Origin of the sequence: Kitasatospora sp. NPDC058965, from assembly GCF_042741245.1 — a bacterium.
Taxonomy (GTDB): Bacteria; Actinomycetota; Actinomycetes; order Streptomycetales; family Streptomycetaceae; genus Kitasatospora.
The window spans coordinates 14929-27508 of the sequence record NZ_JBHYKG010000022.1; the positions used below are offsets into that span (position 1 = coordinate 14929).

Annotated in this window: 17 protein-coding genes; 8 read left to right on the forward strand and 9 right to left on the reverse strand. The window is 74.0% G+C overall.

The genetic code is table 11. From position 1 onward, the window contains the following. Positions 1-234 precede the first annotated feature (234 nt). Both ACFW1A_RS06275 and ACFW1A_RS06280 read left to right on the forward strand, forming a co-directional pair. A complete protein-coding gene (locus ACFW1A_RS06275) occupies positions 235-1254 on the forward strand; it encodes a helix-turn-helix domain-containing protein (protein ID WP_380405029.1) in 1020 nt (339 codons plus the stop codon). Positions 1255-1283: 29 nt separating this feature from the next. Beyond that, positions 1284-1697: a hypothetical protein gene (locus tag ACFW1A_RS06280; RefSeq protein ID WP_380405032.1), complete on the forward strand. Its 414-nt coding sequence runs from the start codon at positions 1284-1286 to the stop codon at positions 1695-1697. Between the two features lie 20 nt (positions 1698-1717). On the opposite strand, the gene ACFW1A_RS06285 is transcribed toward ACFW1A_RS06280, so the two are convergent. Together ACFW1A_RS06285 and ACFW1A_RS06290 are read right to left on the reverse strand one after the other, a co-directional pair. Next, positions 1718-1903 carry a DUF397 domain-containing protein gene (locus ACFW1A_RS06285; RefSeq protein ID WP_380405035.1) on the reverse strand — a complete coding sequence of 62 codons (186 nt, stop codon included), beginning with the start codon at positions 1901-1903 and terminating at the stop codon, positions 1718-1720. Continuing rightward, positions 1900-2733 carry a Scr1 family TA system antitoxin-like transcriptional regulator gene (locus ACFW1A_RS06290; protein WP_380405137.1) on the reverse strand — a complete coding sequence of 278 codons (834 nt, stop codon included), beginning with the start codon at positions 2731-2733 and terminating at the stop codon, positions 1900-1902. Before ACFW1A_RS06290 ends, ACFW1A_RS06285 begins: the two co-directional genes overlap by 4 nt. A gap of 166 nt (positions 2734-2899) precedes the next feature. Here ACFW1A_RS06290 and ACFW1A_RS06295 point away from each other — a divergent pair, with 166 nt between their 5' ends. Next, a complete protein-coding gene (locus tag ACFW1A_RS06295; RefSeq protein WP_380405038.1) occupies positions 2900-3460 on the forward strand; it encodes an ATP-binding protein in 561 nt (186 codons plus the stop codon). Here the strand turns inward: ACFW1A_RS06295 and ACFW1A_RS06300 are convergent. Genes ACFW1A_RS06300 through ACFW1A_RS06310 form a run of 3 tightly spaced genes read right to left on the reverse strand, consistent with a single transcriptional unit; the run spans position 3400 to position 5383 of the window. Beyond that, positions 3400-3897 (reverse strand): AAA family ATPase, encoded by a 498-nt coding sequence (locus tag ACFW1A_RS06300; protein ID WP_380405041.1) that lies wholly within the window; start codon positions 3895-3897, stop codon positions 3400-3402. The two genes, ACFW1A_RS06295 and ACFW1A_RS06300, sit on opposite strands and share 61 nt — an antisense overlap. Before the next feature lie 9 nt (positions 3898-3906). Continuing rightward, the gene (locus tag ACFW1A_RS06305) at positions 3907-4659 is read right to left on the reverse strand and encodes a DUF6215 domain-containing protein (RefSeq protein ID WP_380405044.1); all 753 of its coding nucleotides are present in this window, start codon (positions 4657-4659) and stop codon (positions 3907-3909) included. 52 nt (positions 4660-4711) lie between these two features. Continuing rightward, complete coding sequence (locus ACFW1A_RS06310; RefSeq protein WP_380405047.1) at positions 4712-5383, reverse strand: HAD-IA family hydrolase; 672 nt, start codon at positions 5381-5383, stop codon at positions 4712-4714. Positions 5384-5462: 79 nt separating this feature from the next. On the opposite strand from ACFW1A_RS06310, the gene ACFW1A_RS06315 reads away from it, so the two are divergent. The 3 genes from ACFW1A_RS06315 to ACFW1A_RS06325 all read left to right on the forward strand — a co-directional run bounded on the left by ACFW1A_RS06315 (position 5463) and on the right by ACFW1A_RS06325 (position 8429). Further along, complete coding sequence (locus ACFW1A_RS06315) at positions 5463-5969, forward strand: sigma factor-like helix-turn-helix DNA-binding protein (RefSeq protein ID WP_380405050.1); 507 nt, start codon at positions 5463-5465, stop codon at positions 5967-5969. After that, on the forward strand, positions 5966-6646 hold the full coding sequence (locus ACFW1A_RS06320; RefSeq protein ID WP_380405053.1) for a hypothetical protein: 681 nt from the start codon (positions 5966-5968) through the stop codon (positions 6644-6646). Before ACFW1A_RS06315 ends, ACFW1A_RS06320 begins: the two co-directional genes overlap by 4 nt. A gap of 610 nt (positions 6647-7256) precedes the next feature. After that, the gene (locus tag ACFW1A_RS06325) at positions 7257-8429 is read left to right on the forward strand and encodes a DUF6777 domain-containing protein (RefSeq protein ID WP_380405056.1); all 1173 of its coding nucleotides are present in this window, start codon (positions 7257-7259) and stop codon (positions 8427-8429) included. Between the two features lie 78 nt (positions 8430-8507). Here the strand turns inward: ACFW1A_RS06325 and ACFW1A_RS06330 are convergent, their stop codons facing one another. After that, a complete protein-coding gene (locus ACFW1A_RS06330; RefSeq protein ID WP_380405059.1) occupies positions 8508-9095 on the reverse strand; it encodes a protoglobin domain-containing protein in 588 nt (195 codons plus the stop codon). A gap of 170 nt (positions 9096-9265) precedes the next feature. Then, entirely contained in the window at positions 9266-9877 is a 612-nt protein-coding gene (locus ACFW1A_RS06335) for a MarR family winged helix-turn-helix transcriptional regulator (RefSeq protein ID WP_380405062.1), read from the reverse strand. A gap of 202 nt (positions 9878-10079) precedes the next feature. Here ACFW1A_RS06335 and ACFW1A_RS06340 point away from each other — a divergent pair, with 202 nt between their 5' ends. Further along, positions 10080-10751 carry a carbohydrate binding domain-containing protein gene (locus ACFW1A_RS06340; RefSeq protein ID WP_380405065.1) on the forward strand — a complete coding sequence of 224 codons (672 nt, stop codon included), beginning with the start codon at positions 10080-10082 and terminating at the stop codon, positions 10749-10751. A 79-nt stretch (positions 10752-10830) separates the two neighbouring features. On the opposite strand, the gene ACFW1A_RS06345 is transcribed toward ACFW1A_RS06340, so the two are convergent. Then, a complete protein-coding gene (locus ACFW1A_RS06345) occupies positions 10831-11049 on the reverse strand; it encodes a helix-turn-helix domain-containing protein (protein WP_380405068.1) in 219 nt (72 codons plus the stop codon). A 130-nt stretch (positions 11050-11179) separates the two neighbouring features. Continuing rightward, a complete protein-coding gene (locus ACFW1A_RS06350; RefSeq protein WP_380405071.1) occupies positions 11180-11539 on the reverse strand; it encodes an SH3 domain-containing protein in 360 nt (119 codons plus the stop codon). A 342-nt stretch (positions 11540-11881) separates the two neighbouring features. On the opposite strand from ACFW1A_RS06350, the gene ACFW1A_RS06355 reads away from it, so the two are divergent. Beyond that, positions 11882-12544, forward strand: coding sequence for a hypothetical protein (locus ACFW1A_RS06355; RefSeq protein WP_380405074.1), 663 nt, complete (start codon positions 11882-11884; stop codon positions 12542-12544). Positions 12545-12580: the final 36 nt, after the last annotated feature.

Below are 12580 nucleotides of genomic sequence, written 5' to 3' on the forward strand. Positions count from 1 at the left end.
TGTGTGAACTACCGCACACGGCAGATCCGGTGGAACGCGCGGTCACGGCTCCCCGGACCGGGTTGGATGCTTGTCATGACTCGTGCGAACCGGGGGCCGGGCCCCATCAAACCCGGCTGCCGACGGCTCGTCACGGACCGCTGACCTGCTCGGACAAACGCCGGACAAAGGTCGGACAAGGGCCGGCCGACGGTCGGCCCGGGCGCCCCGCAGGGGCGGGGAGAGGAGAAGCAGGTGGGACGACAGGAACAGCCGCTCGACGCCGGGGACGGCCCGCTGGCGCTCTTCGCGCTCGACCTGAGGGAGGTGCGCCGCCGGGCCGGCAGCCCGCCGTACCTGCGGCTCGCCGCCAGCACCAACTATTCCGCCTCCACGCTCGCCGAGGCCGCCGCCGGGCGGCGGCTGCCGAGCGACGCGGTGCTGGCCGCGTTCGTGACGGCCTGCGGCGGGGACCCGGAGGAGTGGGAGCGGCGGCGGGTCGAGACCCACCGGGCGATCACCGCGCCGGCGGTGGCCCCGCGGGCGGAGCCGGACCCGGTGGCGGGGAGCGGGGCGGCACAGGCCCCGACGGCAGCGGCCGAAGGGCCGGTGCAGCCGGTGCGACAGCCGGTGCGACAGCGGGTGCAGCAGCCGGTGCGCCCGCCGCGGCGGCCCGCGCTGCTGCCGCGCCTGCTCGCCTCGGCGGCCGTGGTGGTGTTCGCGCTGCTGTTCCAGGCCTGTGTGCCGGGGGACACCGCCGCGCCCCGCCCGGTGACCGCCGCCGACCGGGCGCCGCTGCGGGGTGCGGCGCGGTGGCTGCGCCCGGGGACCGACATCCCCGCGCGGTACCGGGACCTGATCGTGGAGGCCGGCACCAGTTGTCCCGAGCCCGAGGTCACCCCCGCGTTGATCGCGGCGATCCTGAAGGCGGAGAGCGGCTTCGACCCGAACCTGAGCGACCCGGCCAGGGACGAGTACGGCATCGCCCGCTGGACCCCGCGGGTGCTGCGCTCCTACCTGCCGGCCGACCGTCAGGGCGCCGTGCCGGAACCGCCGTTCACCGCCGAGGACTCGATCCTCGCGGTCGGCCGGATGCTCTGCGCCATCGCACCCGAGCTGCGCGGGGTGGCGGGGGACCCGGAACTCAACCTGGCGGCGTCGTACGAGAGCGCGACCTGGGTGGTGCGCACGCACGACGCGGCGAGGCTGGCGACGATCCAGCCGTACCTGGACCAGGTGCGGGCGACCCTGCCGGGGTACCGGCCGGTGGGGTAGGGTCGCCGCCCCCGGGCGATACTCGTGGCATGGAGTGGTTCGAGCAGGCCCGCGCGGCGGAGGACCGCCAGGACTGGGACGCGGCCATCGCGTTGGTGAGCGCGCGGGCGGAGTGCTACTCCGTCGACGACCAGGCCCACGACAGCCACCTGTGGCACCTGCGCCTGCTCGCCGACGCGGGACGGCTCGCGGAGCTCACGGAACTCGCCCGGACCGATGTCCACGCCCGGCGCCGGCTCAACCGGACGTACCAGGAACGCGGGTTGGGCGCGGAGTTGCGGGAGCGGGCGGCAGCCGGCGACCGCAGCGCGCTGTACTGCCTGCTGCGGATGCTGGGCGAGGCGGGGCACCTGGCGCAGGCCCGGCAGGCAGTCGCGGAGCTGGCACCGGAGAACGCGTACGCGCACCGGGTCCTGGAGGAGTTGGCGGCCCGGGTGCGGTGAACCGCGCCCGGACCGGCGGATCAGAGCCGGGCGGCGAGGGCGAGGAACGCGGTCCAGGAAGCCGGCGAGACGGTGAGGTGGGGGCCGGCCTGGTCCTTGGAGTCGCGGACGTGGACGGTGCTGGGGGTGGGGGCGATCTCGATGCAGGCGCCGCCCTCGTTGTTGCTGTAACTGCTCTTGAACCAGGCGAGTTCCGCAGTGTTCATAGGTCCCCCAGCATCTTCTCGATCAGGGACAGGGACTCCGCAGGTGTGAGTGCCTGAGCCCTGAGGCTGCCGTACTGCGCAGCCAGGATACGGACCACTTCCGGGTCCCTGATCAGATGGCTGAAGCTCTGCGCTTCGATGTAGCCGATCTGCGGTCTGCCCTTGGGCGTGAGCAGGTTGAACGGCCCGCCCAAGCCCGCGTGTTCCGTGCGGGCCAAGGGCATCACTTGGAGTTCGACGTTCCGCTTCCTGCCGACGCGGAGCAGCTTCTCCAACTGCCTGCCGTGGATCTCGCGTCCGCCGACAGGGCGGTGGAGCACCGCCTCCTCGATGATCCAGGTGGCTTCCGGTGGTGGCCACTTCTCGAGGACTTCCTGACGGGCCATCCGCGCCACCACGCGTTCCTCGATGATCTGCTCCGGGAGGAGTGGTCTGCGCAGTGAGAAGACCGCTCGGGCATGCTCCTCGGTCTGCAGGAGTCCCGGGATGTTCTGGATGCTGAATTCGTGCATCTCGACGGCGCAGGTCTCCAGCTTGGCGTAGGTGCGGAAGAACGCAGGATGCTTGACGTTGGCCTTGGCCCTGGCGACTTCCTCCGTGGTGACCGAGAGGAGCCCGCCCGCCTCCACCGCACGGTCCACGGTCGCCAGGTACTCGGGTTGGGGAATGCGTCGGCCGCGTTCCACCGAAGAGACCAGGTCCTCGCTGTAGCCGATCCGGTCGGCCAGCTGGCGCTGTGTCAGCCCCCGTTGCTCCCGCAGGAGCTTGATCTGCTTTCCGAGTGCACGGAAGAACGCCGCGCTGTCATCCGGCTCCTCCGGATCCTCGATCGGTTCCGACCGCCAGCCCTCTTCGTCCCGCACCGGCTCCACCACCGCGCCCACCGCCCCGATCGCGTCCGCCACCCAGTACCCCTGCGTGCCGTGTTCGGACGCGCACCCTCTGTACCGGCTCCGTCGCTGGTCAGCGTACGCCCGGTGCAGCACGCTCGGTGACATGAAGTCCGAAATTCCCCACCACATCCACCCCGTCGTGGCGCTCACCGCCGCCTGGCAGCTCCCGTCCTCACGGCGCGGGGCCCGGCAGGCCAGGCACGCCACTGCCCGTCAGTTGACCTCCTGGGGGTGGCAGCCGGGGACCGACCTGTTCGAGCGCGCGATCCTGGTCGTCGCCGAGCTCGCCGCCAATGCGGTGACGCACGGTCACGTCCGGGGGCGGGACTTCCAGGTCCACCTGCTGCTCGGGCCCTGTCCCGGGCTGATCGCGAACCAGTTGCGGATCGAGGTGTCCGACGCGCGGGGTGAGCGGCTGCCCCGGCTCCCGCTGCTCCCTCCGCAACCGGGTGAGGCCGAGTCCGGGCGCGGACTGCTCCTGGTGGAGGCGCTCGCCGATGCCTGGGGGACGGTGCCCCGTCCGCCGTCCGGCAAGACGCTCTGGGCCGAACTGGCCGACGAGGGGCCGCGCCCACCGGGGTCGGCGGTCCTCCGGCCCCGGCCTCAGGACTGCGGGATGACCTGCTCGCCCTCGCCGTGCGGCTCCTCGAAGTTGGCGACGTAGCGGCTGAACAGGGCCTCGTCCACGGTGACGGCGTTGGCGTCCTGCCGGCCGTTGCGGATCGCGAGGCGGCGTTCGAGCGTCGCCCGGTCGGCCTTGAGGTGGACCAGTTCCCAGCGGCCGCCGTGGCTCTCCACCAGCGCCTTGTAGTCGTCGCGGGCGGCGCGGCTCCAGAAGCTGTAGTCCACCACCACGTCGCGCCCGGCCCGGATCAACTCCACCAGTTCCGCCCGCTGTTCGCGCCGGATCCGGTCCTTGAGCCGGTCGAACTCCGCCTCGGCCAGCACCAGTCCGGCATCGCGCTGCCCGAGCCGCTGCCAGACCACCTCGTCGATCGACAGGCGGACGAAGCCGCGCCGCTCCAGCTCCAGCGCGTACGTGCTCTTGCCCGCCCCCGGGAGACCGCACATCAGGACCACCGTGCTCAACCGCTCCGTCATGGCCGCAGGTTACTGGTCCGCCGGGGCGGCCGGAGCGCTCGGGGCAGCGCTGCCCGCGACCCAGCCCGGCAGTGTCGGCAGCACCGCCTCGGCGATCCGGTACAGGGTCGCCTCGTCCGGGGGCAGGTCGTCCTGCCGCCAGATCGCGAACTCGTAGGTACCGCCCCGTCCGTCCGGGTGCTTGCCGATCACGAGGCTGTGCGCCACCCCGCCCGGCGCGGGTGCCGCCGACCTGCCGCCGCCGAGCGAGAGGGTGAAGCCGATGGTCTTCGTCTCGTAGGTGGTACTGAGGTGGCCCAGCACCGGGGTGCGGTGGTGCGGCGCGGAGCCGATGATCTCGGCGTCGGTCACGTCCAGTTCGTCCTCGTCCGTCAGGCGCACGGAGACCTGGCCGATCTGCACCTCGGCGCTGTGCACGACGTGCTTGGTGCCGTCCGAACCGGTCCAGTGCCCGACCCCGGGACCGGCCACCGTGACCCGGTCCGTGGGAGCCCCGACGAGCGCCGGCAGGTCGGCGCGGTTCAGTGCGGCGCAGAGCGCGGGGTACCTGGGGGAGTCGTCCGGCTCCGCCGCCTTGCAGGACGCCGCCCGGGCGGGCCTGCCGGTGGCCGCCTGCTGTTGCTGCAGCAGCACCAGGCCCGCCGCCACCACCCCGCCCAGCGCCAGAGCGGCCACCACCTGGAGCCCCACCCGCATGCCGGGTTCCTCGCCCGGCTCGCCGCCGGGCTCCGCCGGCAGCTCCGCCCCCTGATGATCAATCACCCGCGAACGGTATCCGATGATCCGTTCGAGGGCGCAGGAGTTTTCCGGAGCGTCAGCTGCCGCCCGCCGCGAAGTCCAGGACGTGCGCGACCGCCTCGCGCAGGCCGGCGAAGTGACGGTGCGCGCCCGCCACCGCGACCTCGGTGTTGACGTTCCACACCGTCATCCCGGCGCGCAGTCCGGACAGCACGCCTGACGGGGCGTCCTCGACCACCAGGCAGTCGGCCGGGTCCGCACCGAGCCGGGTGGCGGCCTGCAGGTACGGGACCGGGGAGGGCTTGCCCTCCTCGACGGCCGCCGCGTCCACGATCAGACCCGGCACCGGCAGGCCCGTGCGCAGGAAGCGGCCGCGCACCCGGTGCTCGTAGTTCGAGGTGACCAGCGCCCAGGACTCCGGTGGCAGGCCGTGCAGCAGCTCCGCCGCACCGTCGAAGGCCGCGTAGACGCCGGAGCGGACGTCCTCGTCCTCCAACTCGTGCAGCGCCGCCAGGCACGCGTGCGGGTCCTGGTCCGGGGCGACCTGGGCGAAGGTCTCCAACGGCCGGGTCCGCAGCGCCACCCGGTACACCTCGTCCGGGTCCAGCTCGTACCGGTGCGCCCAAGTCGCCCAGACCCGGCGCTGGTTGCTGACGGCATCGATCAACGTGCCGTCGACGTCGAACAGGACGTACCTGGTGCGGGCGGGTTGGGCGGACCGGGTGGAGTGGGAGGTGTCGTTGCTCACGGCGGTGATCATGCCAGACGGCCGCCGGACGAGATCGGGGGCAGGTAAGCGGATCGCGGCCGCGAAGCGTTCTGGGAGTGTGAAGCAGCTGGAGTTCAGCGAGTTCTACGAGGCCCACCGCGACGTCTGCCTGCGGGCGGTGCTGGCCGGGGTGGGCGATCGGCAGTTGGCCGAGGACCTGGTCGCCGAGGCGTTCACGCGTGCGTGGACGTCGTGGCACACAGTGCGCCGACACCCGGCGCCCCGCGCCTGGGTGGTCCGGACCGCGTTCAACACCCGGGTGTCGTGGTGGCGCAGACGGCGGCGCGAGGTCGCCGTCGACGTCGTCCCCGACGCCCCGGAGGTTGTGCCCGGCGCCGGAGGTCCGGACCCGGGGCTGGACCCCGACCTGCTCGCCGCGCTGCGCGGCCTGCCGGAGCGGCAGCGCGAGGTGATCGCGTTCCGGGTCTTCCTCGACCTCGACACCAAAGCCACGGCCACGGCGCTGGGGATCGCGCCCGGAACCGTCACTGCCCATCTGGCCCGGGCCGTCGCAACCCTGCGCGGCCACTTCGTGAGCACGGACAATCTGGAGGTCAAGTCATGATCCCTTACAGCGCGAACGGCGAGGCCGTCGGCGACGAGCAGGTCCTCGGTGTCCTGCGGCAGTCGATGGACGGCGTCACCATGGACGCCCCGGTCGAGCGGATCGCCGCGGCGGGCCGGGCCCGCACCCGGCGGCGGCGCCTCGTCAAGGTCTCGGTCGTCGCCGCGGCGGCGGTCGGGTTGGCGCTCGGCGTCAACAGCCACGGCAACCCGGCGACCGCGCCGCCCACGGCCGCGGACAGCACGGGGAGCGGGGCGGTGCACATCCACACCGTCGCGTTCACCGTGGACACCAAGACGGACGGCACGGTCCACGTCAGCTGGGACAAGCAGAAGTACTTCAGCGACCACGCCGGCCTCCAGGCGGCGCTGGCCAAGGCCGGACTCCCGGTGATCGTCAAGGTCGGCGAGTTCTGCGTGGGCCCCGGCGACGACGCGAGCCTGGACCACGGCGCGGGCCCCGGGGTCTCGCAGGTCGTGCGGGGCGAGCGGCAGGCCGACGGGCGGGTCGACCTGGTGTTCACCCCCGCGGCGATGCCCGCGGGCAAGCAGCTCTTCATCGGCTACCTCGATGCCGCCCAGCTGGTGGTCAGCGGCGGTCGGCCCGGCTCCGTCGAGCGCCTGGTCCCGACGGGGGTCGCCCTGGACTGCACCACCCAGGCGCCGACGCACGACTGACGGGCCCTCGGCCGGCGGCGCGCCGCTGGCCCGGGCGTTCGGAGGGCGGTTGTCGGAGGGGCGGCCGGCGGGTTCGGCCCGGAGGCGGCAGGGGCGGGCCTGCCGTCCCTGCCGCCGGCCGGGTGCGGGCGTCGCGTGCGGGGGGGCGTGGCGGTGCGGCTCCGGTGCCCGGCCGGGGCGAGGGCCCGCGACCCGTTCACCGCAGCACCGGTTGCGGGTGCGCGCGCTCGCGCGCGGAGAATGGGGAGTGAGCTCCGACAATCCGTCAGACCGTCCTGCCGAGCGCCCCTCCGAGCCCCCGGCCGGGCCGCCGTCCGGGCCGTTGGCGGGCGGCGGCGGATCCGGTGGCGGATCCGGTCCCGGGTCCTCCGGTGCCGGGTCCGGGCCTGGTGCCGGTTCCGGTGCGGGTGGCAGCGGCGCGGCCAGTGGTCCGCCGTCCGGGCCGACCTCCGGGTCCTCGGGCGGGTCGTCGGGCGAGCCGTCGGAAGGTCCGCCGAGCCGGCCGCCGGGTGAGCCGCCGTCGGGCCCGTCGAGCGAGCCCACGCCGACGCAGCAGGCGGACACGCCGCCCCCGGTCGTCCCGCCGCCCCCGGCGGGCACGCCCACCGAGGTGGCGGCCACGCCGTCCGCCGAGCCGCCCGGGACCCCGGTGCCGCCGGGTCCGCCCGGGCCGCCCTCGCGCACCCTCGCCGGTGCCCCGGGCGGCGGGGACGGCGGACAGCCCTGGTGGCAGCGGCCGCGCACGCTCGCGATGATCGGGGGCGGGCTGGTGCTGGTCGCGGGCCTGACCGTGCTGCTGGTGGCGCGTCAGCCGAAGGGCAACCACCCGACGGCCGCCGCCACCGGTGCGCCGAAGGTCACCCTGCAAGCGGCCGCCGCACCCGGACAGGACCCGTACACGGGCTCCGTGTCGGCGTCGGGCTCGGCGAGCGGCGCCGCGACGACCGTGACGGCCACCGCGACCGCGACCCCGCCGGTTCCCGCCGGCGGGGGCACGGCCGACGGCGCCGCGGTCGGCCTGTACGGCGGGACGCTGCACAACAGCAGCTGCGACGTGGCACAGCTGACCGGCTTCCTCGCCACGCACGCGGACAAGGGCAAGGCCTGGGCGGGGGTGGAGGGGATCGACCCCACCGCCATCCCGGACTACCTGCACTCGCTCAGCTCGGCGGTCCTGCGGGTGGACACCCGGGTCACCAACCACGGGTTCGCCAACGGGGCGGCGACCAGCTTCCAGTCGGTGCTGGAGGAGGGGAGCGCGGTGCTGGTGGACAACCACGGGGTGCCCCGGGTCCGCTGCGCCTGCGGCAACCCGCTCACCCCGCCGCTGGCCGACACCGCCACGCCGGCCTACGTGGGCTCGGCGTGGCCGGGGTTCCGGCCGGAGCACGTGGTGACGGTCCGTCCGGCGCCCGCGCCGGCCAGCACGCTGGTGCTGGTGGACCAGAGCTCGGGCACGTACTTCACCCGTCCGGTGGGCGGTGGCGGCGGCGCCACGGGGGACCACCCGACCACGCCGCCCGCCGGCGGTGCCAGCGGTGCCAGCGGTGCGAGCAGCGCCGGGAGTTCCAGCCACTCGGCCGGTGGCAGTTCGCCCGCCGGCGGCAGTGGGTCCTCCGCCGGTTCGCCGGCCGGCGGGGGCTCCGCCAGTGCGGGCCGGTCGGCCGGCTCCGGCGGCTCGTCCGGTGCCGGTCACTCCAGCAGCGCGGGCAACGGAGCGGCGAGCAGCGCGGGAGTCACGCACGCGTCCCTGGGCGGCGTGGTCGGCGCGGCCGGCCAGTGACGCCGGCAGCCCGGGGCGCTCGGAGGTCGTGACTCCCGCCGCCCGCCCCGCGGCTACCAGCCGCCACCCGCCCCGCGGCTACCAGCCGCCACCCGCGTACGGGCGCGACCAGAGCGCGACCTGCAGGGTGACGGCCTTGAACCACGCCTGGTGCATCGCCTCGACCTCGTCCTCGGCGTGCCCCTTGGCCGCGAGGAAGGGCCGCATGGTCGCCGTGATCGGGTAGATGAACGCGATCATGTACCGCAGCGGCACGTGGGGCACCGACCGTGCGCCGTCGGTGGTGTTCTTCTTCGCGGTGGTGTGGCGCAGCGCGATCTCCTCCTGCTGGGCGAGCCACCGGGCGTCGTACGGCCGGGTGCAGGTGTCGGTGATCCACTGACCGAACCGCCGCCGCACGGCGGCGAGGTACTCGGTGATCGGCGCGCCCTCGGGCGTGGCGAAGTGGGCGAGCAGGTGCGGGTGGGAGCCGACGAAGCCGTACCAGACGTCGAGGATCTGCTCGGTCTGGTCGGCCAGCACCTCGCTCGCCTGCTTGAGGGCCGTGATGTCCGCCTCGGAGAAGAGCGTGGCCGCGGCGAGCTGCTCGAAGTCCTCGGTGGTCACCGGGGAGGCGGGCAGCGCGGGGTCGTCGTAGTGGTAGCCGGGAATGGGCGCATGCGTCATGGCAGGGCAGTCCTCGGGTCCTTGAGTTCGATGAACTCGAATTAGGAGTCCTAACTACTGCTGACGTTACTGAGCCCCGCCGTGCCGCGCAAGCGCGGGTCGGCCTCCGGGGTGTGGCAACTGACGCGCGGTCAGGGTGGGGTTGGCCGGCCGGCCGGCCCGCCGGTCGGCTACCGCTGGTGCTCCGGGCAGTCGACCCGCAGCTCGCTCGGCGCGAGCGGCGCCTCGAGCAGGCCGCACCAGTCGCCCGGTTGGTCGGCCGGGCGGCCGTCGCCGAAGAACCGGCAGGTCAGACAGGTGCGGGCGACGGCCAGGTGGCCCGTCCGGTTAAGCGAGGCGACGGTCTCCAGCAGGGTGCGCAGCACCGTGGCCCGCTCCTCGGGCGAACTCGCGCCGAGCCCGGACAGCAGCGGGTCCCGCCAGTGGTGCAGGCGCTCGGCCACCGCCCGCCCGGGGTCCGTCGGGATCCACGCCGAGCGCCGGTTGTCGGCCACGTCGGGCACCGCCTGCAGCAGCCCCTTGCGCACCAGCGCGCCCGCGGCGTCGCTGATCGTCGGCGCGGACACCTCCAGCCAGCGCGCGAAGCTCCCGGTGCTCTGCGGTCCGGCGGTGGGGCTGGTGACCCGCAGCAGGAGCTGCGCCTGGGTCACCGACAGCCCCTCGCGCTTCGCCGCATCGCGCAGCATCCCGCGGCTCGCCTCCCCGATCCGCTCGACGGCGTCGACCAGGCGGGCGTCGAGCCCACCGGTCGCCCGGACGTCGGGACCGTCGCTGTCTGCCACCTGAACCTCCTCGGGCCGGCGCGGATCGGGCGGGGGCGGGGAAGGGATCCGGCGGCGGTCCAGTGTAGGCGGCGGGGGAGGGTCGCTCGGCTCCCGGGCGGTGGTGTTGGCCGGTGCTTGACAGGGGACCGCGCGTCCAGCACCTTGGCTGGCACTCCCTTGCACCGCAGTCCGTCCGCAACTCCCCACCGCAGGAGATGGCATGCGTGCAGTCGAACCTTCCCCGATCCGTCCCGTCCGGCCCGGGCCCCGGCCCCGGCGCAGGAGTGCCGGGAGTGGTCTGTCCGGCGTCGCGGTGGCCGGCGCGGCGGCGCTGGCGGTGGCCGGTGCGCTGTTCGGTGCGGCCGGCCCGGCGACCGCGGTGTCGCCGGACGTCGAGGTGGTCCGCAACGGCGGGTTCGACCAGGGCAACCTGATGGTGTTCTGGAACTGCGAAGAGGGCGTGGCGCCGTTCTCCCGGGACGCGCTCGGCCGCGGCCTGGAGGGGCGGCCCGGGTCGAACGGCTATGCGGGGTGCACCCAGCAGGTCCCCGTCGAGGCGAACGCGACCTACCACCTGCGGGCCGTGGTCGCCGGCTCCTACGCGTTCGTCGGGGTCACCGGCTCGGGCACCGCCGACGTGTCCAACTGGTCCAGCAGCACCGGCTGGACCACCCTGACCGCGACCGTCACCACCGGCCCGGGAACCTCGTCGCTGACCGTCTACTTCCACGGCTGGTACGGCCAGGACCCGTACCAGATCGCCGACTTCTCGCTGATCGGCCCGGGGACCCCACCCGACTGCCCCACGGCGACCGCCACGGCCACGGCCACTGCCACCCCGAGCCCGTCCCCGAGCTCCTGCGCCAGTACCCCTTACCCGAGCCACACCTGACGGTCCGTCGGAACCACTTCGCCGGGCGCGGCGACCTGCTGCAGGACGCGCGCCCGGCGAGGTCTGCGCAGGACTCGCGCTAGCAGGCCAGCATCTTCTGGATGGCCTGGCGGGACACGCCGAGCTCGCGCGCGATGTCCGACTGCGAGACGCCCTGGTCGAGCAGGCCCTGCATCAACTCGCGCCGCTCCACGGCGAACTGCCGGGCCAGGCGCGTGTGGTGGATGGCCTGCTCGCGCGCCTCCTTGATCTGCTCGATGGTCGACCGGTGCATGGAGAGGTCAGTCGTGTCCGCCATGCGCCCACTGTGACAACTTCTGGTTGTCACTGTCAACCCCTGGTTGTCATGCCGATCCCGGCCCCCCGGGTGCCGCGTCTGCCCGGAGTCGGGGAGGGGACGCGCGGCACCCGGGGGCCGCGCGTTGCCGTCAGGCCATGCCGACGGAGACGCACCGCTCGGCCACGTAGTCGGTCCGGCCGCCGAGCGTCACCTGCAGCCAGGTGTTGCCGCCGCCGCAGGAGGAGTAGCTGCCGCCGGTCGTCATGCTGTCCTGCAGCGGCCCGCAGGGCAGCCGGCTGCCGGCGGCCATGCTGCCGACCACGGCGTAGCCGGTCCCCGGGCCGCTGCGCACGTTGAGCGCGCTGCCCGCCTCGTTGAAGACGTAACAGCTCTGGGTCGCGGCGGCGGGAGCGGCCGCCGTCGTCACCGCGGCGCCGGCGGGAACCGCCAGGGCCCCGCTCAGGGCAACGGCGGACACGGTCACGGCCAGAACGGACTTCCAGGACATGCGCACCTTCGGTGTTCCTTTCAAGATCATGACAGGGCGTCAGTCAAGGTAGTCGTCCACCAACGACGGGGACAAGATCCGTTTTCCGGGCAGGTGATGACTGTCCGTCACCGATTCGGCAGGCCCACTGCCCGCCCGCCCTCGCGCCCGTTGCTCCGCGCACCCCGCGCCGCGCACCCCGCGCCGCCGGCGGTGGGCACCGTTGCCGTACTGGGCAGTGTCCTGGCTGATCGCCAGGACACTGCCTCACCGCCCTGTCCGACCGGCGGGCTACGCTCAGCCTCGTTGACGGCACGTCGAACTCGTGGCCGAAAATCACCGGACGGGAATGGAGAGCAGGGCATGGACTGGGCGTTCGAGGACGAGGACCACCTGGCCGACTTCTTCGCGGCACTGCCCGCGCTGGATGCCGGTGAGCAGTCGGCCAGGTACCGCCGGGTCGAGGTGGACTTCGGCGGTGACACTGCCTGGTTCGAGGATCCGTTCAGCGCTGACGCGTTCGGTGTCCCGGTGGGGGAGGGCCCGCACGCGGTGTATCTGCTGCTCGACGGTGATGGCGACGGCGAGTTCGTGCCCGAGGTGTCCGCCGTGCTCGTCCGCTCCGGCGACGCCCTGCCCGTGGAGGCGGGTGACTTGGGCGACGGGCTGATGACCAACTCCGGGTTCCTCGTGGTGCGCGGCGGAGAGTTGGACTCCGGCGTGCAGGGTGTGCTTCCGGCGGTCGCCCGGGCGCTGGCCGCGCTGAAGCGGCGGCCGCCGGTCGAGGACGGTGGCTGGGACCGCGCCGAGGACCTGGAGCGGGGCCTCGCGGAAGCGGGCATCGATGCCGACACGCTCGCCTCCGACGGCGCCGAGCCGGGTGACTACGCAGAAGGCTGGCTGCTCTCCGCCGACGGCCGGTCGGAGGTGGTGGCGCTCGGGTGCTTCGTCGACCCGGACGGTCACCAACTGCTGCCCTGCCTCGACTCCGAGGGGAACGAGGTCGGCGTCCTGCTCTGCCGCTGAGACCCCTGCTCCGGCGCGCCCACCGGCGGCCGGAGC

Excerpts from the sequence above, each read along its gene's own strand:
- ACFW1A_RS06280 (WP_380405032.1), top strand. The coding sequence starts at position 1,284 with ATGGAGTGGTTCGAGCAGGCCCGCGCGGCGGAGGACCGCCAGGACTGG.
- ACFW1A_RS06285 (WP_380405035.1), bottom strand. The coding sequence starts at position 1,903 with ATGAACACTGCGGAACTCGCCTGGTTCAAGAGCAGTTACAGCAACAAC.
- ACFW1A_RS06295 (WP_380405038.1), top strand. The coding sequence starts at position 2,900 with ATGAAGTCCGAAATTCCCCACCACATCCACCCCGTCGTGGCGCTCACC.
- ACFW1A_RS06300 (WP_380405041.1), bottom strand. The coding sequence starts at position 3,897 with ATGACGGAGCGGTTGAGCACGGTGGTCCTGATGTGCGGTCTCCCGGGG.
- ACFW1A_RS06320 (WP_380405053.1), top strand. The coding sequence starts at position 5,966 with ATGATCCCTTACAGCGCGAACGGCGAGGCCGTCGGCGACGAGCAGGTC.
- ACFW1A_RS06330 (WP_380405059.1), bottom strand. The coding sequence starts at position 9,095 with ATGACGCATGCGCCCATTCCCGGCTACCACTACGACGACCCCGCGCTG.
- ACFW1A_RS06340 (WP_380405065.1), top strand. The coding sequence starts at position 10,080 with ATGCGTGCAGTCGAACCTTCCCCGATCCGTCCCGTCCGGCCCGGGCCC.
- ACFW1A_RS06345 (WP_380405068.1), bottom strand. The coding sequence starts at position 11,049 with ATGGCGGACACGACTGACCTCTCCATGCACCGGTCGACCATCGAGCAG.
- ACFW1A_RS06350 (WP_380405071.1), bottom strand. The coding sequence starts at position 11,539 with ATGTCCTGGAAGTCCGTTCTGGCCGTGACCGTGTCCGCCGTTGCCCTG.
- ACFW1A_RS06355 (WP_380405074.1), top strand. The coding sequence starts at position 11,882 with ATGGACTGGGCGTTCGAGGACGAGGACCACCTGGCCGACTTCTTCGCG.